The sequence below is a fragment of the Polynucleobacter sp. IMCC30063 genome (assembly GCF_021395235.1).
Taxonomy (GTDB): domain Bacteria; phylum Pseudomonadota; class Gammaproteobacteria; order Burkholderiales; family Burkholderiaceae; genus Polynucleobacter.
The window spans coordinates 31445-49595 of record NZ_JAJVCQ010000003.1 but is presented as its reverse complement, the minus strand read 5'-3'; the positions used below and the strand labels follow the sequence as shown (position 1 = coordinate 49595).

The window sequence follows — 18151 nt, the reverse complement described above, 5'->3', positions numbered from 1 at the left end:
TGAAGCCCCATTTTTAGACTAGCCCCAATCAATCCCCCACCACCATAAATGGTGCCCAAAAGAGTGGGTGGGCATAACTGTATTTCACCGTACTGCCCTCTTTCACTCCTCCCTGATCGATTTGTGCGAGCATTGCTTGTCTTAGGGCTTCGGGTTTGGCTAAGGTCTTATTGTCTTGTTGACGCTTAAAAAGGTCAGTCATGAGTTGCCTTGAAGCGACGGAGTCGACTGGCCAGTTTGAGACTAAGAGTGCTTTGGTTCCGGCGAAGAAGAAGGCTCTACCAAGACCAGAGACTGCTTCTGAGGCAGCGCCTTCGCCAGCGGCCGTATTACAAGCCGATAGAACTACCCAATCGGCATTCAGTTTTAAACCAATGACTTTATCCATGGTAAGTAGTCCATCATCCTTATCTCCCGTGACATCGGGTGACGATAAAGCGAGCGCTGGTTGGGTTAAACCATTAAGCTCTCCCGGAACTAAACCGTGGGTAGAGAACATCACCACCTTACGGTTAGACAGGTCCATTGACATGACTTGCTTCACACTGGCCTGCTTATGTAAAAAGATATCGTCTGGCCCTGCTCCTACCACTTTGGCAATATCCTCAATCTCAAGACTCGTATCCGGTAGTCTTGGCAGTAGAGCTAGTTCAGCAGAGCTGACCCCACTCGTTTTAGGAGCGCTCCTAAGCGCTAAGGGAATGCCTCTAGTAGCTAACTGAGTCCCTTTAGCTTTATCGGCTTGTTTTTCTTGAGAAGCGCTAAAGTACGGGTCACCAAAACCGACAAAGCTCTTGCGGTTGGGATCGCCCTCAGGCAGACTTCTTAGGGCTGTGAGTGCAGTAACAGAGGGAATCTGGGCAATGGCAATATCTTTGGTTAAAAAAGGCACAGTCTTGTATCCTGCAAAAGGAGTGCCTGCTTTAGTGGGTTGGGTCGTAGCTTTAGTAACTAAGACCGATAAAGGCAATTGGCCTAGTTCGGCGTGGGGTACCACAATCAAGACCTTTTTACCCTTCAGAGCCGACTCTACGGGCGCGAGTATCTGTTGATAGAGTTGATTAGCGAGCACCACATCAAAAGGCGGAATCTCTTCAACCGAAGAGACCCCAGGATCTAAGGCTTTACGCAGTTGCGCCACTTCTTTTGCGATTTGTACTCTACCAATAGGCAATTGCACAAACTGTACCGGAGCATCTTTACTAATCGCCCAGACATAACCTACCGTATCAGCAAAGTACCAGGAGACTAGCACTTCATCGGGCTTGAGTAACTTCTGCGTGCGCTCAACGGTCGCCGGCTTAGGATCAACTAACTCGGCGTACTCAGGAAACTTCTTCTCAATCTCTTTTTTAATCGGGTCACGCTGGGCTTTAAAGGTATCAATATCGGTTTTAAGTTTAGCTTGTACGCCAGGGAGTTGTTGATTAGCGGGGGCAGATAAGAGGCCTGTTAACAAATCAGATAAGGTATTAATCCGCCGCTGTAAATCTTGTTCTTGACGCGCTAAAGTAGCTAGTTGGGGGTCTTTAATCGAAGCGCGCGCGGCACTCTCGGTTAAGGCGCGTTGTACCCCACTACCGCGTGCCACATCAGCGATTTGGAAAGCTTCGGCAGCAGCATCACCTGCTTGAGAGGGGCTTGCTTTAGCGCTTTGGGCAAGGAGTGCTAAGTAATTACTCAACACAAAATTAAGGCGCTGGGTCTGAGTAAAGCTACCGGTTGAGTTCTCGGCATCATTTTGGGCTTGATTCACTAAAATGGGGATTGCTTGTTTAAATTCGGTAGCTGCGGAACTACTTTTACCATCAGCTTGTAATGCTGAGGCATGAAAAGCGCGGGTCATGGCTAGACTAGGAGAGTTTTTATCCATGCGGCCTACTGCCTGCTTGAGAAGCCCATCGGTCATTTGGGTGGCTTGGGCTGCTTTATTGGTTTTAAGCATGGCTAGCACCCAGCTTAAATTTCTTGGTTGAAACTTAATCAATAATTCAGGGTCTCTCTGTAAATTGCTTAATAAATTTGAATAAACTTTATCTGCTTCAGCATATTTGCCCTCAGCGGCAAGAACTTGGCCGAGAAAATTTTTCTGCCTTATCATCCGAGTCGACAAGTCATCAGAATTACCTAAAGTTAATATTCTTAAAGACTCAAGGGCTAAAATGCGAGCCTCATCAGCCCTCCCCTGAGCCAAAAGAATATTTGCTAACGTGGTTAAACCTGAAGTAATTTCAGGAGCTACCACTCCAAAGGAGCTTATGACTGTGTTAATACTCTCTCTAGCCATTATTTCAGCATCAACAAATTTATGTTGATTTAAAAATGCCATTGCTAGGTTATTCTGAAGTTCAGCTAGTCTGCTTTTGGCATCGATTACTCTAGTACTTTCAGCATTTCGTTCGGAGGAGTTAAGCTCGTTAGTGACACCCTCATAACTAGCTATAGTATCCAGTGTTAATTTAATGGCCTTACGGAATCTCCTTTCCGCATCAATTGGTCGCCCCTCTCTAAGAAAAATTGACCCCCTAACAGTCTCAACCTGACCCTCTAAGCGCACTTTGTCAACAAAACGTACTTTAGGATTAGCTAATAGTTGTTCTAACTGGGTTTCAAGCAAGCCCATAGTCTTTTTTGCAGCTTCTAAGTTGCCAATAGTAAGAAAATATTGAATTAAAATGCGATTATTGGGTATAAAACCCCTTTGATTGCCGATCGAAAAATTTATTGCATATGCTCGCTGCATTAAGTCAATTGCTTTAAGAGGATTGCCATTTCTCATTTCAGCCAATGAATAATAAGTAAGCTCGTCAGCGCCAGCTCCTCCAGTGAGAGGATATTCAGTGATTATTTTTTCATAAATAGCAACGGCAGCTCTATAGTTGCCAAATCTTTCAAATGCCTTAGCTTGTTTATAGTAAAAATTATTTAATATTTTGGGATCATTTGAATCTGGCTTGGGAGATGCCAGAATTTTTTTTGCTTCATCTTGAGCAGCGAAGTCTTGCTTACTAGTATCAAGCACCTGCAAAATATCCTGAATATTTCTAGGTGGGGCTTTTACGTTTTCTAGTTCTATATCGCCTTCTGAACCCGCAGGAGGGTTAACTTGAGCTAAGCAGAAACCAATTCCACTAAGGCCGACCATCATCGACATTAACGCAATTCTGACTAAACTCATATTCATTATTTGCCCCCCTAGGTGTGACCCAATACTAATACTGCCATAGGTATTCGAACAAGGCTAAAATGTGGGTGGACGGGCCTCCTCGCATGGTGGCTTGGTAACCTGGTCAGGTCGGGAACGAAGCAGCCAAACCCAAGTACTGCCAGTGCCGGGGGTTGGGCTCGTCCCCTTCGCTGACGCTTCAATTCAAACATCTTCTAAAGCAAAGCTTGTCCTCTAAAAAATATCCATCAATTTGCTGCAACATTTTGGCAGCAGCACTAGGGCTTATTGCTAATAGCGGCTTATGCCAAACAGCGACTCTGCAGTCCTTTATATCCGCTACGCCAACCGATACTATTCAATTGGGTATTAATATGGATAACTCGCTTGAATTTAGCAGCAAGGGGCTGGCAATTGATTTAGGTCAATATGGTGAATGGATCGCCTCAGCCGCAGTAAGTGCTATTGGCGTCAGCCAAACTAATACATCCCCAGGCTATCCAAGCACCACTGCCGACCTCTCGAATGCACAATTAATTTTGCAAAAAAATACTGGGGTGGCTCAGTTTTATTTTAAAGCAGGTTCGTATAGCTTTCCTACGCTGGGCACAGCATACAAAAGAGCGAATTTTTATACTGCCGATACTTATGGCTACGTTCCACAGGTTTATGCCGCTTATGTTCCCAATAGCAATTGGTCGGCAATGATAGGTAAGCTGCAGGCCATGGGGGGTTATGAGTCTGGCTTCACCTACCAAAACTTAAATATTGCCCGTGGCATCTTATGGGCCCAAACGAATGTCATTACCCGCGGTATTCAAGTCAATCACACTCAAGATAAGATCGATTTGGCTTTTACGCTTAATGATGGCGCGTATTCAGGAAAATATAATTGGCTGGGTGCTTCAGCTAGCTATCGACCTAATCTAAATCATTATCTTGGCATTAGCTATGTCGGCTCTTTCAGCCCCAATAATACGAATACTTTTAATACGCCTTTATTAGAAAACAATTCGCAAATTGCTAATGTCGTTTATAAATTTAGCTCTGATCATTGGCAAGTTGTACCTTATTTACAGTACTCATTGATACCCGCCAACCCTTCGATTGGTATACCTGTTTCGTATACCACTCGGGGTGGCGCGATATTGGTGAACTATAAAATGCGCCCTACTGAGATGGGCGCAGCTAAATTAAAGAATATAAGTTTGCCAGTGCGCGTGGAGTATTTATCCACTAACGGCGGCAATGTAGCTGGGGCGCCAATACTGCTTTACGGCCCCAATAGCTCAGCCTGGACCTTCACCATCACCCCCACCTATCAGTTTGAGCAATACTTCATGCGCCTTGAAGCATCGCTCGTAAAGGCCATAAATGCCACCGCTGGTGCAAGCTTTGGCGCAAATGGCACTAATACCTCTCAAGTAAGGGCTATGGTTGAAGTGGGGATTTTGTATTAATTAAGCAACTACACCCCAAGTCGCTAGCCTTAGTAGGGCTATTTACCACGTTAAAAATATGTCAGCAACACCAGTAAACGCCAAATGACGACGGCTAGGCAGATACCAATCAAAATGTAGTAATTTAGTTCAATGCGAAATAAGCGAACACGTTTATGGGTGTAGTCAATTGCAAGCATGAGATTTCCTTTATTAAGTCAAGCTGGGTTAAAGATGTAAGCGTAAAGCCTGCATTAACCATTACATAGCAGAAAAATCGTATTTTCTTGTAGGAAATTACTGAGAATCAGTATTTCTGCCTTGCGCTACTTTCTTTCTTAAAAAAGCGGGCTCTCCGGTTGTCAAGCCAATCACATCACGACCAATAATAGAGCTTGAAATTGAGACTGCAGATACAACTTAAAAAAATGAAACTAATCTCTAATTTTATTTCTAGCAACTATCATTTTCCAAAGCTCCATATCTTTATTTAAATATTCTTGAAATTCTAATGGAGACATTTTTTGCATAACGATGCCACTTTTATTAGTCAGAACACTAATTAACTCTGGATCAGATAGCGCATTATTAAAACTTTGATTAATGGTCTCAACCGTCTTTTTTGGCATCCCTTTAGGCCCCATTAGACCGTAATAAACTCCAACATTAAAGTCATAGCCTAATTCTTTGAAGGTTGGAATATCTGGGGAGAGTATTGATCGACTCTGTCCAGTTATCGCAAGCGAAGTAATCCGCTCCGACTTAATGTCTCCGAGGAGCGGATTAATCAATATATCAACCTGTCCACCCATCAGAGCCGCCAATGCATCACCCCCGCCTTTATAGGGAATGTGGGTCATTTTGATATTTGCAGTTTGCTCGAACAGCACACTAGCCATGTGTGGTGTTCCTCCCTCTCCAGAGGATCCATAATTCAGTTTTCCAGGATTGGCTTTAGCGTAATTAACCAACTCTTTTATAGAGTTAATTTTTAAGTCATTATTTACTTTTAATATTACTGGTCCTATGCCTAAATAAGCAATTGCCATTAGATCTTTTTTGACATCAAAACTGAGATTTGGATAGATCGCGGGACTAATCGCAATGCTATTGGCAACCACAAGAAGGGTATAGCCATCTGGCTTTGATTTGGCTACTAGTTCAGCCGCAATATTACCGCCAGCCCCTACTTTATTTTCTATAATGACCGGAATTTTTAATGTATTAGTGATCGATTTAGCAAAAGTTCTTGCTACTAGGTCGATACTACTTCCCGGAGAAAATCCTACAACAAGAGTAATTGGCCTATCAGGATAAATAGGCTGAGCTAAAGCAAAACTAACAGCAGCAAAAAAACCTAAGGTAGGTAGTATAAAAAATTTGAAAAAAGGTAAATTATTCATATTGAGTGCTCGATGTAGTATATCCGTGGTGAAAGTCAAAATTTATTAAATTTACATTCCGGTGCTTTTTTATACCATAACCCCCACCACCTGGTGTGCGAAGCAAAACTTCATCTCCTGGCTGCAAAGTATGAGGTTTACGAGAGTCAATTTTTATATCATTAATATATACTTCCCCTAATTTTCCAGATTCACCTCCAGCGATTCCGGGAGCTGCAACGATAAGTCGTTCAGTTAAAAAGACAATAGTTAATGGAAAAGAATGCATATTAATAAAACTAATTTCCTCACCAAGGCCGCCTCGATGTAAGCCGGCTCCACCAGAATCAGGAAGTAGTAATTTTCTTTTAAAAAATAAGGGAAAGTCTCTTTCAGCAATCTCAATTGGCGTTGGAGAAATATTACTTGGCCATGACATAGCAGATGAGCCGTCTTTTAAGGCTGTTGCACCTAATCCCCCATTAAAAAATAAAACACTGGCAAAAGGTTTTCCATCTTCTTTTATCCCATTTAAATTGGCGATCCATACCGGTGATCCGGAGGCGGCCATTACCTTTTTTTCCAGAATAGGCGCAAGTGCACCAAAGATTAGACAGGGCACGTAATGACCCGTACAGGATCTTCCTCCAACTGGAGCAGGTGACTTTGGGTTAAGAATCGACCCCTCAGGAGCAGAGGTAGTAATTGCTTTAAATAAACCATAATTATTAGCCAGATTTGGCAAAAGTAAGGATTTAATCGTATAAATCACCATTGCATTTGTATAGGGAAGAACACAATTGATTGCAAAATTTTGCTGCTGTGGTGAGCCTGAAAAATCACAACTAATATGTAAATCTTTGATTTCAACCTTTACATTAAATTGGAAGCGCTCTTGAAACCCGTCAGTTTCCATTGTGTAATAGTAATTACCCTCTGGCAGAGCTTTAATTGCCCTACGCATAGCTTGGTCGCTAAGCTCAAATAACTCTTTTGCTAATTCTGAGAATGAATTAAGTTTATATTCTATAAGTAATTCTTGGATTCGACTCTGAATTAATTCAACTGCACCTACATGACAAAATATATCGCCAACAGTTTGGTCTGGGGTACGAACATTAGTTTTAATTAATTGAATTAACGTGAGATCTTGCTCTCCATTTCTCATTAATGGCATTATTGGTATATGAAAACCTTCTTCATACAATTCACGAGCATCAACTGAGCGAATCTTTCCCCCAATATCAGGGACGTGTCCAGCTGTAGCTGCAAAGCCAACAATCGTTTCTTGGTAGAAAAGGGGTTTTACTAAACAAATATCATTTAAGTGGCCTGTACCAACCCAGGGATTATTAGTGATATAAACATCACCCTTTAGCATTTTATCTTTGCCGATTTTATTAATAGTAGCTTGAACTGTATTTGGTAAGGTGCCAATAAAAGATGGCAGACTGCCGCTATTTTCAGCGAATGCATGACCATCGTTATCGGTTATGACAACAGCAAAATCATTTGCTTCAGAAGAGAGAGTTGAAAAGGAGGTGCGGATGATTAACTGAGCTGCTTCATCAGCAATTGCTTGTACTCGCGACCAAAAAATTTGCAAGAAAATTGGATCTGAGTTCAAGATCGGTGCATTATTCATTCCTAACCTCATTTTGAATATTGATGATTAGGTTACCATTAGGACTTAACCTGACAAATCCCGATGGTCCCACCACGATCGTCGTACTGGGCTCTTCTATAAGTAAAGGGCCCCAATGTTGGAAGCGCGAGTCTAACTCCTCTCGATTAAAGACGGGAGTATCTATGAAACCATTACTTTCTTGGAAATATACGCGCCGAAATTTTGGCGTTGGAATTATATGCAATTCTTCAACTTGCCTTACTTTTTGTTTTTGAAGTGGAGTTGCGCTTCCAGATATTCGTAGATTTACTAATTCGATTACACCATTAGGGGGTGTACGTCCGAATTTTTCTGCATATGCAGCTAAAAATGCATTTTTAATACTTAGATTATTTAACTTCTTGCCATAAGAAGCGGGTAAATTAAAAAGCAAATTAAATCCTTGCCCTACAAAACGGGCTTCAGCTTGATAATGTATGTGAATGGGCCCATAGCTTTTACTAAGGGCTTGAAGAGATGACTGTATTTCTAATTCAAGAACGTGGATATTCTTATCTAACTCTGCAACGAGATCAAAATCAGGTTTATAGCTTATTGTTTTAGAACGGTCAGTTCTGGCCGAAGCGATTAACAAACCAAATGCAGATGCAGTTCCTGCATCGGGAGGGCAGATAACAGTTGAGATGCCTAATTTTTTAGCTACCATATAGCCATGTAGGGGTCCTCCCCCTCCAGTTGCAAGCAGGGCAAATTTACTAGGGTCACGACCTTTTTCCGCTACATGCAATCGCGCAGCAGTTGCCATATTTTCAGCTACTAGATTATGAATGCCCCATGCAAGTTGAATTTGGCTTAATTTGAAACTAGCACTTAACTCTTTTAAGCACTGTTCTGCTGTGTCCACATATATAGGGATGCTGCCACCAGCAAAAAAAACAGGATTCAAATAGCCTAATAGTAAGTTCGCATCGGTAACAGTTACTTGATTACCACCTAGGCCGAAACAAACAGGCCCAGGTTCAGATCCAACACTTTTTGGACCCACTTGCAAAAGGTTTAATTCATCTTGGCATGCTATACTGCCGCCGCCAGCACCAATTTCAATTAGCTCAACCGTTGTGATATTAATCGGAATACCACTACCCTTCGAAAAACGCTTACGTCTAGCAGCCTCAAAGTTATAGGCAATAGAGGGTTGATTCTCATTGACTAAGCAGAGTTTTGCTGTAGTCCCACCCATATCAAAGGCTAATAAGTTGGCAACGCCTTCTTGTGCACCAAAATAACCTGCAGCAATAACTCCAGCAGCTGGACCAGATTCAAGAAGCTCAATGGGTTTATTTTTGGCTTCACTAAGATGGCTTAGCCCACCATTAGAGAGCATCATTAATACTTCAGATTGAACTCCTAATTGGAAAAGTGCACTTTCTAATTGATTTAGGTATGCTAAAGCGATTGGCTTAATGTATGCATTAGCAATAGTAGTCGATGCTCTTTCAAACTCGCGGATAATTGGGCTAACTTCCGAAGAAATAGTTGCCACCAAATGCGGAAATTTTTCTTTAATCAGTTTAGCTAGCAATTCTTCATGTGTAGAATTGATATAGGAATGAAGAAGGCAAATAGCAACCGACTCAACCCCCAAACTAATTAGTCTTTCAATCTCAAATAAGGCTTGCGACTCATCTATTGCTTCAATTTCAACGCCCTTGGCATTAATTCTTCCAGAGATTTCAGCTCTATGCGATCTTGGTATTAATGTCTCAGGTCGATCAATTGCCAAATCATAAAGATCATATTTACGCTCATTACCAATTTCAATAATATCTCTAAATCCATGATTGGTAATCAGGCCAGTGCAAGAGCCTTTGCGTTCAATGAGTGCATTTGTAAATAAAGTTGTTGCATGCATGATACGAAAAATTTCTTTAGCAATAACTTTTTTTTCTTGAATTAATTTTTTTAATCCAATCGTAATTCCAAGTATTGGATTATTGTGCGTAGTTAGTACCTTTATAGCCTCAGATTTCTGCGTACTTAAGTTAAAAGCAACAATATCAGTAAAAGTTCCGCCAATATCAATACCAATAGACCATACCTCTTTCATTATCTATGATCTCTTTTTTTGTTTTAATAAATTGAGGTAGATTCAAACACGAAGTGCAACACGGTTTAAAGATTGGGTAAAGACTTCACTTGGTGTTTTAAATCCTAATCGCTTTCTCGGTCGGTTATTGAGTTTATTAACACTCATTCTAAACCCCTCATCTGTGACAGTTGATAGCCCCCTTTTCTTGGGGGATGTTTTGCTTAAGCCAATCAAAGAGGTTTTCATTAGATTCCCGTTGCCAGTTAGCAAAAAGAGGCTAAATTTAAACTCCTAAATAAGCTTCTCGCACTCTCGGCTCTTCGGATAAATATGCTGTAGAGCCAGTTAAAGTAACTTTACCAGTCTCAATTACTACGCCATATGATGATAAATCAAACGCCGTCATTACTGAACTGCTGTCAATTTAGGTCTACTACCAAAGAGAGTTTTTCTATAGTAAATCATTGCAGCAAAATGGGTTGATTTTGGATTACTTGGGGTACTTGGGTTTGGGGTGCTGGTGGTCTGTAACCTAAAGCACTATGGGGCCTGACATGGTTGTCCCTAAAGGGATTCCCTTTGGTCATTAGTTTCACCCACTCCCCATCGATTTTCCAAATTTTGATTCTTTTTCCGACCATTACTACTTCTGCGGGCACAGAAACGCCGCCCTGTATTAAACGTGCCATAGTTATTTCTCCAAATTGTTAAAGAACGTGGGCTTAAAACAGAAAAGCCCTCTTAAGAGAGGGCTGGCAGATGAAAACGGTGAACCGTTTAGTTACCCTTTCGGGTCACATCCGCTGTTAGCGTAAGCACCTTGCTCGGTAAGCAGGTTGCTGGGGCACAAGCCCATCTCTTAATGTAAGATTGAATTGTAAATACTATTTTTGATGGGTGTCAAGTTTATTTTTAATATGATGAAAATTATCTTATTGCTGGTGGGCACCCTTAGTGCACCACTTCTTTTTGCTGACTCCTCTAGTTGTTATTCAATTAATGACGGCGATAAAAAGAATTATTGTCTTGGCATTTCTAAAAATGATGCTTCTTATTGCTATTCAATTAGGGAAGAGGACCTTAAAAACCTGTGTCTAGGCCAAGCGAAGCATGATAAATCGTATTGTTACTCTATTCGGTCAAGCGATACCAAGAATCTCTGTTTAGGTTTAATGAAATAAGGATCAAACAATTGGAGTTCAGGGGCCTACTCCGCAGTTATCTTGCCATTCTTCACCACTACCGCCCATTTAGCTATCTCAGCCTTTAAAAAGCGATCGGCTTCTTCAGGTGAGTTACCAATGACTTCTGAGCCCCCATCAATAAGCCGTTGACGAACCTCAGGGGTGTTCAACGCTTTGACTACTTCAACATTCAGCTTATTAATAATCTCTTTTGGAGTGCCAGGGGGTGCCACCATACCGAACCAAGCTACTGCTTCAAAGCCTTTAACGCCAGACTCTGAAAGCGTAGGCACATCAGGTAGCTGCGGATGACGTTTGAGGGTAGTAACTGCTACGGGTCGTAATTTGCCACTCTTAAAGTGAGGCATGAGGGCCACTAAATTATCAAACATCACCTGAATTTGCCCGCCCATCAAATCAAGATGGGCTGGTCCAGATCCTTTATAAGGAACATGGGTCATATTGATGCCAGCATCTAATTTTAATTTCTCGGCGGTTACATGATGAGAAGTACCAACACCTAAAGAGCCAAAATTTACTTTGGTTGGATTGGCTTTAGCGTAATCAATAAATTCACGCACATTTTTTGCTGGAAAAGTAGGATTAACGGCTAAGGCCAACGCAGAATTAGTAAAGACGGTAACAGACACAAATGCGCTAGTGTCATACTTCAGATTGGTATAAGCGCTTGCGCTGATGGGTAAAGCCGCCGTTGAAATTAAGAGCGTATAGCCATCAGGAGGTGCCTTTGCTACATAATCATTCGCAATCGTACCTCCACCACCAGCCCTGTTCTCTACTAAAAATGGTTGGCCCATCGATAGCGTTAAGCGCTCAGCTACTGAGCGCGTCACTGTATCCGATGCTGAGCCTGCAGCAAAAGGCACAATTAACTTTACTGGCTTAGATGGGTAAACATCTGCCCATGAAAGACTTGTGTACATCATTGTCGTAATGACTAGGAAGCAATGCAAGCATCGTTTTTTTAAGATCATCATTAAGCGGTTACCTCCAATGGTATGTAGTCGCGCTCTAGGGTGGTGGTTCTCCGTAAATCGCGACGCACTGAGAGGTCATAGCGACGGCCACGATGCAAGGTTGTGCGGTTATCCCACATTACATAATCACCGGGCTGCCAGTGATGTGAATATACAAACTGTGATTGCGTAGCATGTTCAATTAACTCGGCCACCAACAACCGCCCCTCAGGCACTGTTAAATCGCTAACCTCGGTAATATGGACACTGGGAAATAAAACCTTACGGCCTGAACCCGAGTGTATGTGCACTAAAGGTCGCCTAACAGGCGGAAATTTAGCCAACTGCTCCTCGGTATAGTGCTCATCACCCAAAGCAATACGAGAATGAAAAGCAGAATGCAAACCTGTGCGTCCCTCAACATACTGCTTGGTTTTTTCTGGCAACGCATCCCAAGCGGCGCGTAAATCAGCCCACTCCGATTGACCGCCCTCTTCGGGAACAATGACTGCAGATAGCATCGAATATTTAACTGGGATATTTTGGAAAGTACTATCGCTATGCCACAATTGATTAGCCAAGACGCCCAACAACTTTTTGTTATCTCGCTTAGCGATTGATCCATCTAAAGCTACATTACCTATATCGATGAGCTGCTCATGCTTAAAACGGGTAGGCGCCCCTGTAGCTTTACGTAAGCCTGAATCTAATGGGCCAAATTGTTGTGAATAGTCAATTTGCTCATCTTGCGTTAATGGCTGACCTCGAAAAACGAGGACTGCATATTGATCCATAGCACGATCAATCGCTCGTATGGTTTCCTCATCCTGTGGATTTCTTAAATCAATACCACTAGCAATCCCAACAAAATGAGGTCTTGCTGGATTTTCTGGTTTAATTATCAAACTCATTAGTATTCTCCAATTGAGAAAGGCTAAACATAACAAGGACCATCAATTAATGGATGATCTTTGATGAAGTCTAAATTAATTTTCATGCCAATGCCGATACCATCATAAGGCCTAACAAAACCATCTGCATCTAGTACATAGGCTACCTTATCCATCATCTCATCTCTAAAAGGATTTAGCGAAGTAACATCACCCTCGAAATACCCTGGGTTATCAACCGCGCAGAGATAGTGAATGGTGGTTGCCATATTAATTGCAGTAGCCGAGGTATGTGGATTCACAGTGAGCTTATTAGCACTAGCCATAGCTGCAATCCGCATTGATTCAGTCACGCCACCCGCCTTAGACAAGTCGGGCTGCATAAATTGCACATCCCCATCCTCAATTAAGGTAGCGAACTCATAGCGGGTGAAATGGTTTTCACCCGCAGCAAATGGCACTCTCCCCAAGCTGCGTGCCATCCGATAAGCTTTTCGATCTTGCGGAGGAAATGGCTCTTCAATCCAATTAACGCCAGCCTCATCAAAGGCGGGCATCACTTTACGAACATCTAGTAAGGTGTAATTTGTATTCGCATCTACTAGCAGATCGATCTCGGACCCTACTGCTTTTCTTACTGCTAGCACGCGAGCAATATCTTTTTCAGCGGTATCGCCAACCCGTAATTTCAATGCCCGATAGCCTGTGGCCACATGCTCTAAAGCTTCTCTCGCTAACGAATCGGGCTCTTGCCAGCCCAAAGCAATGCCGCCAGCATAAGCCTTAATTTTTTTAGATGAACCTCCTAATAAGCGATACAAAGGCTGCCCATCTACTTGCGAACGAATATCCCACAAAGCGATGTCAATTCCACTTAGGGCAAGAACGGCAGCTGCCCCCATGCCGTGAGTCGAGATTTGCATCTTATAGACCCGTGCCCAAATGCCATTAATATCTGAAGCGTCTTGATTTAATACCAACTCGCGCATGGTGGTATCAATTAATTTAGCAATGGCGCCAGGCGCTCGCCCATGATGCGCCTCCCCCCACCCCACATGTCCATCTTCGGTCTCAATGCGCACCAATACCGAATCACGTTTAACGCTTCTACCAATACCCAAGCGCACTGATTTATTTTCAGGCACTGGGAATGAAATAGGCACAGCCTCTAATTTAACGATTCGCATGGGATTTTTCATGGTCACAACATTCTAGTTAGTAAATACGGTGGGGTTAACTGTATTGTCGGGGCGATCCCCACGCAATAAAGCTAACATTGTTTTAACAGCACCCTCACTCATGCCACGCATACTACTCGCAGTAATAGAGGCCAGATGAGGCGTTAGAAGTAAGTTGGGGCAATTAAAAACTTCTTCTTGTCCAGTTAAAGGATGCTCATCATGCACATCCATGGCTGCCCCAGCAATTTTTCCTGCCTTAAGAGCTGTAATGATAGCTTTAGTATCGACCACGGGTCCGCGCGCTACATTAATTAAGATGGCATTGGGCTTCATGAGCGCAATGGCACTTGCGTCAACTAAGCCGCGTGTTTGATCATTCAGGGGACAACAAATGGCAATCACATCAGCCTGAGAAAATAAATCGTTCTTGCTCACTGCGCGAATATGTTTAGGTAAATTTTCTGGGCGCCTCGTTAAGGCGACCACTTGCATATTTAAGCTACTGGCAGCTTTTGCTAAAGCGCTGCCAATGGCCCCCACGCCAATAATGCCTAAGGTAGTAGTTTGAATTTCTGTTACATCATCTGCTAATGGGCGAGCAGTTGCCCAACCTTTATCTCTCAGTATTGAGTCAATGACATGCAGACGCCGACGGAAATGAAAGATAACTGCGAGGCAATATTCCACTACCGCATTCGTATTCGATCCGGGCAAATTGGCTACGGCGATATTCTTTTTAGTAGCCGCCTCAACCGGTATGAAATCAAGCCCAACCCCATGCCGTACCACCGCCTTCATCTGTTTTGCATTCTCAAAAATATCGGCTGGCAACTGAGAACGCACTATTAACCCATTGCAATCGCCAATTAAGGCTTTAAGGGTTGCAGGCTTCGTATCTGGGGCTACCACCACCTCACAGTGTTGAGCTAATTCTTCAAAAAAATGAGGATGAATTGGATTTGTTAGTAATACCTTTGGCTTCTTGCTCAAGAAAAAGAACCCCTTGTTTTATTGGATTTTGATGACTGCACAAGTAAACTAGTTGCTAGACTCAAAAAAATAATATTCTTATGAAACTCGGTATTGATCTAAAACGCTGCGATTAATTTCAATTCCTAAGCCGGGTCCAGTTGGGATTTTTACCTTACCATTGTGTTGCTCAATGGGCTCAATCGACAGAAGATCGCGGAATGGATTTTCACATTGCTCTAATTCTAATAATGGGGGGTTACCTTTAAAACTTGGGGGTTGATCAGGCAGTGCAGCCAAGAAATGCAAAGTAGCAGCCAAACCAATGGCAGAACCCCAAGCATGCGGCACACACTCCACCCCATGAGCGCTAGCTAGAGTGGCGATCTTACGGCACTCACTTATTCCTCCGGCGGCACAGACATCAGGCTGCACAATATCCATGGCTTTTCTTACCACTAGATCACGGAAGCCCCAGCGGGTAAATTCATTCTCACCCCCTGCGACAGCCATATCTAAGGCACGGGTGACCTCAACATAGCCATCAATATCCTCTGGTGAAATAGGTTCTTCAAACCATTCCACATCCAATTGCTCTAACTCGCGGCCAATACGAATTGCTTGCGGTACAGTAAAGCAATGATTGGCATCAACCATCAGCCGAATATCATCGCCAATTGCTTTGCGGACTGCTTCAACACGCTTGATATCAAATTTGGGATTACCCAAACCAATCTTCATTTTGATTGCTGTAAAACCGTTACCTTTAAATTCCAGGGCCTCTTCAACTGCCTCTTCGATTAAGCGATCCATATCAATAAAATATAGTCCCGTAGCATAGGCAAACACCTCGGTGCGGTAAGAGCCGCCAATTAATTTATGAATGGGCTGACCACAACTCTTACCAATAATGTCCCACAGGGCAATATCAATACCGCTAATTGCTGAAATCGCCATTCCTCTAGTGCCGTAATCTTTAATGCGGTTGTAGAGCTCCTCCCAAATCACTTCTACATCAAATGAGTCCATGCCCAGAATACGCGGCGCATACTGGGTATCGATAAAACTTTTTGCAACTGCTGATGGACCATAACATTCGCCCCAACCAACAATGCCATCAACGGTTTCGATTTCGACAATACAAGATCCACGGGTTTTATAAATCCACCCTCTTGAAGATGTAAAGGGTTTTGCAACCGGAGCCGAAACAACGTGGCACGTGACTTTCTTAATTTTTGACATGAATGAAGGCTTTCAGCTAGAAAATTATTTCTTTTCTGTTGTAAATATTTTTGGACCAACTACAGCGAGTGTTTTAGTAACGGCCACGATTTCTTCACCAAGTGCTTTGCCTGTTACATCATCTACTTTAGCTCCACCCTCTTCAGAGGCCTTCTTAAATCGTGGGTCTTGAATTGCCTTACTAAAAATAGTGATCAAGCGATCTTGCACGGCTTGCGGGGTTTTTGCAGGCGCAGCGATATATGCCATCTGCACAAGTGGCCCAAAAGGAAAAACGTCAAAGCCTTTTTCTTTAAAGGTTGGAACGTTCGGCAAAGTTTTAATCCGGTCATTGGCAAATACGCCGATGGGCTTTACAAGGCCAGCATCAATTTGTGTTTTACTTTCCGACGGTTTTAAAACTGCAGCATCAATTTGCTTACCCGCCAAATCAACAATAACTTTCGATCCACCTGTATAAGGAATAGTAATAATTTCAGTATTTACGACCCTCCCAGTCATCACAGCAAAAATATGATTCAAGTTATTGCTGCCAGGTGTGCCAATCGAAATCTTATTTGGATTCTTTTTAACCATAGCGAGAAAAGCATCTAAATTTGTCGCCGGCCCATCGCCAGGCACTAGTAATAACAATTGATCTGTCGTTACTCTGGCTATAGGTGCAAATTGATCATTTTTTAAAGTGGTTAAATTTTGCGCAATCATCGCCATGGTTGAGCTTGTGCCCATGCCAACTGTATAACCATCAGGCTCTGCATTAGCCACTTTGCCCATGCCAATTGAACCCGTAGCCCCAGCTATGTTTTCTACCACCACCTTAATGCCTTGCTCTGCAATTAGCTGCGATAAAAGTCTGGCTGAAATATCATTAGAGCCACCTACATTCCAAGGTACGATGAGGCGAATTTCTTTGTTAGGAAAAGGTTCGGCTGCTTGCCCTAAACCTGAGTAATGTAAAGCTACTGAAGCACATAAAAAACTCATTACTTTCGAAATATAACTTATTTTTTTCATTTTATTGTCCCCTAATATTTTTCTTTATCTTATATCAAACTCAAAATTAAGGCTCAGAACCTTCAACTTCCAGCGCTCTAAACTACTTATTGCTGCTGATTTTCCCAAAACTCTAAAATCTGCCGCCCCAATTCATCTTCACTGCTATTAAAGTGGGCCACAATCGACATGTGATTATGCATTGCCTTTTCTAATAACAAAGGCTTTGCCGAGCGAACCTCTGCTAATTTTCTAGCAAAGGCTTTCCCATATACATCTAAGAGCGGATTTTCAAATTCTGCCACCACTACTAAGGTTGGCAAGGAGCTATTAGCCACGTATGTCAGCGGTGATTTTTCAGCATATTGATTTTCATCTGCACCAAAATAAGCGCGTACTCCTTCAGCATTCGGATTTTCTGGCAGAACGTCTGCCTTTAAACGTGCAGAAATTAAAACTAGCGCCTCTAGATATTTACCAAAACAAGCTACGGCAGGATCAAACACATAAGCAGCTGCATGAGTACCGCCAGCGGAATGTCCAATTAATAGAATTTGTTTAGGATTGCCGCCAAATTGAGCAATATGGTTATGCACCCATTCAATTGCCAAAGCCACATCAATGCCACCAGCAGGGTATGTTGCTGCTGGCGCCAAACGATATTCAACGTTGACTCCGATATAGCCTTGACGGGCAAACCAATATAAAACATTGTCATACAAGCTATCGGTGGTACATTTTGCACCCCGTACAAAGGCACCGCCATGCACAAAAATGACTACGCCAGCATTTTTTACCTGCGCAGGTATAAAAATATCCAGTACTTGCCGAGCATCTTCGCCATAAGCTAAATTGCGTTCAACGGTAATGGCCTCATTATTCGTTAAAGCATGCAAAGGGGCGTAGAGGTCTTTTACTTCTTGGCTATACCGCTGAATATCGCTAGCCCAGGAATTGCCAATTCTCTGTAGACTAGGAAATAAAGCTACAGGAATTTGACTAGGGGCCACAA

The 18151-nt window shown here is 42.6% G+C and carries 14 protein-coding genes, 1 other RNA gene and 1 riboswitch; of the genes, 2 read left to right on the top strand and 13 right to left on the bottom strand.

Annotation, left to right across the window (positions count from 1 at the left end):
* Window positions 1-28: 28 nt before the first annotated feature.
* Window positions 29-3178: a CHAT domain-containing protein gene (locus LZG75_RS06775; RefSeq protein WP_233936590.1), complete on the bottom strand. Its 3150-nt coding sequence runs from the start codon at window positions 3176-3178 to the stop codon at window positions 29-31.
* 77 nt (window positions 3179-3255) lie between these two features.
* Here LZG75_RS06775 and ffs point away from each other — a divergent pair.
* Window positions 3256-3353, top strand: an RNA gene (gene ffs, locus LZG75_RS06770) — signal recognition particle sRNA small type.
* A 79-nt stretch (window positions 3354-3432) separates the two neighbouring features.
* Window positions 3433-4626: an outer membrane beta-barrel protein gene (locus tag LZG75_RS06765; RefSeq protein ID WP_233936581.1), complete on the top strand. Its 1194-nt coding sequence runs from the start codon at window positions 3433-3435 to the stop codon at window positions 4624-4626.
* Window positions 4627-4676: 50 nt separating this feature from the next.
* Here LZG75_RS06765 and LZG75_RS12280 read toward each other — a convergent pair whose 3' ends face one another.
* The 12 genes from LZG75_RS12280 to LZG75_RS06710 form a co-directional block, all read right to left on the bottom strand.
* Window positions 4677-4805 (bottom strand): hypothetical protein, encoded by a 129-nt coding sequence (locus tag LZG75_RS12280; protein ID WP_255698818.1) that lies wholly within the window; start codon window positions 4803-4805, stop codon window positions 4677-4679.
* A 234-nt stretch (window positions 4806-5039) separates the two neighbouring features.
* Window positions 5040-6008 (bottom strand): tripartite tricarboxylate transporter substrate binding protein, encoded by a 969-nt coding sequence (locus LZG75_RS06760; protein WP_233936579.1) that lies wholly within the window; start codon window positions 6006-6008, stop codon window positions 5040-5042.
* On the bottom strand, window positions 6001-7632 hold the full coding sequence (locus LZG75_RS06755; protein ID WP_233936577.1) for a hydantoinase B/oxoprolinase family protein: 1632 nt from the start codon (window positions 7630-7632) through the stop codon (window positions 6001-6003). Before LZG75_RS06755 ends, LZG75_RS06760 begins: the two co-directional genes overlap by 8 nt.
* On the bottom strand, window positions 7625-9721 hold the full coding sequence (locus LZG75_RS06750; RefSeq protein WP_233936574.1) for a hydantoinase/oxoprolinase family protein: 2097 nt from the start codon (window positions 9719-9721) through the stop codon (window positions 7625-7627). Before LZG75_RS06750 ends, LZG75_RS06755 begins: the two co-directional genes overlap by 8 nt.
* A gap of 443 nt (window positions 9722-10164) precedes the next feature.
* A complete protein-coding gene (locus LZG75_RS06745; protein WP_233936572.1) occupies window positions 10165-10392 on the bottom strand; it encodes a transposase in 228 nt (75 codons plus the stop codon).
* Window positions 10393-10470: 78 nt separating this feature from the next.
* Window positions 10471-10574, bottom strand: a riboswitch (SAM-I-IV-variant riboswitch).
* Window positions 10575-10910: 336 nt separating this feature from the next.
* Window positions 10911-11885: a tripartite tricarboxylate transporter substrate binding protein gene (locus tag LZG75_RS06740; protein WP_233936569.1), complete on the bottom strand. Its 975-nt coding sequence runs from the start codon at window positions 11883-11885 to the stop codon at window positions 10911-10913.
* Window positions 11885-12775 (bottom strand): TauD/TfdA family dioxygenase, encoded by an 891-nt coding sequence (locus LZG75_RS06735; RefSeq protein WP_233936567.1) that lies wholly within the window; start codon window positions 12773-12775, stop codon window positions 11885-11887. Before LZG75_RS06735 ends, LZG75_RS06740 begins: the two co-directional genes overlap by 1 nt.
* Before the next feature lie 23 nt (window positions 12776-12798).
* Window positions 12799-13953, bottom strand: a complete 1155-nt coding sequence (locus LZG75_RS06730; protein WP_233925286.1) for a mandelate racemase/muconate lactonizing enzyme family protein — start codon at window positions 13951-13953, stop codon at window positions 12799-12801.
* A 12-nt stretch (window positions 13954-13965) separates the two neighbouring features.
* Complete coding sequence (locus tag LZG75_RS06725) at window positions 13966-14925, bottom strand: NAD(P)-dependent oxidoreductase (RefSeq protein WP_233936564.1); 960 nt, start codon at window positions 14923-14925, stop codon at window positions 13966-13968.
* A gap of 78 nt (window positions 14926-15003) precedes the next feature.
* Window positions 15004-16146, bottom strand: coding sequence for a mandelate racemase/muconate lactonizing enzyme family protein (locus LZG75_RS06720; RefSeq protein WP_233936561.1), 1143 nt, complete (start codon window positions 16144-16146; stop codon window positions 15004-15006).
* Window positions 16147-16170: 24 nt separating this feature from the next.
* Entirely contained in the window at window positions 16171-17160 is a 990-nt protein-coding gene (locus LZG75_RS06715; protein WP_233936559.1) for a tripartite tricarboxylate transporter substrate binding protein, read from the bottom strand.
* 86 nt (window positions 17161-17246) lie between these two features.
* Entirely contained in the window at window positions 17247-18149 is a 903-nt protein-coding gene (locus LZG75_RS06710) for an alpha/beta hydrolase (protein WP_233936556.1), read from the bottom strand.
* Window positions 18150-18151 lie beyond the last annotated feature (2 nt).

What these genes read in the sequence shown, in the direction of transcription:
- LZG75_RS06715 (WP_233936559.1), bottom strand. Translation starts at nt 17,160, where the DNA reads ATGAAAAAAATAAGTTATATTTCGAAAGTAATGAGTTTTTTATGTGCT.
- LZG75_RS12280 (WP_255698818.1), bottom strand. Translation starts at nt 4,805, where the DNA reads ATGCTTGCAATTGACTACACCCATAAACGTGTTCGCTTATTTCGCATT.
- LZG75_RS06755 (WP_233936577.1), bottom strand. Translation starts at nt 7,632, where the DNA reads ATGAATAATGCACCGATCTTGAACTCAGATCCAATTTTCTTGCAAATT.
- LZG75_RS06750 (WP_233936574.1), bottom strand. Translation starts at nt 9,721, where the DNA reads ATGAAAGAGGTATGGTCTATTGGTATTGATATTGGCGGAACTTTTACT.
- LZG75_RS06740 (WP_233936569.1), bottom strand. Translation starts at nt 11,885, where the DNA reads ATGATGATCTTAAAAAAACGATGCTTGCATTGCTTCCTAGTCATTACG.
- LZG75_RS06775 (WP_233936590.1), bottom strand. Translation starts at nt 3,178, where the DNA reads ATGAGTTTAGTCAGAATTGCGTTAATGTCGATGATGGTCGGCCTTAGT.
- LZG75_RS06720 (WP_233936561.1), bottom strand. Translation starts at nt 16,146, where the DNA reads ATGTCAAAAATTAAGAAAGTCACGTGCCACGTTGTTTCGGCTCCGGTT.
- LZG75_RS06735 (WP_233936567.1), bottom strand. Translation starts at nt 12,775, where the DNA reads ATGAGTTTGATAATTAAACCAGAAAATCCAGCAAGACCTCATTTTGTT.
- LZG75_RS06760 (WP_233936579.1), bottom strand. Translation starts at nt 6,008, where the DNA reads ATGAATAATTTACCTTTTTTCAAATTTTTTATACTACCTACCTTAGGT.
- LZG75_RS06730 (WP_233925286.1), bottom strand. Translation starts at nt 13,953, where the DNA reads ATGAAAAATCCCATGCGAATCGTTAAATTAGAGGCTGTGCCTATTTCA.
- LZG75_RS06745 (WP_233936572.1), bottom strand. Translation starts at nt 10,392, where the DNA reads ATGGCACGTTTAATACAGGGCGGCGTTTCTGTGCCCGCAGAAGTAGTA.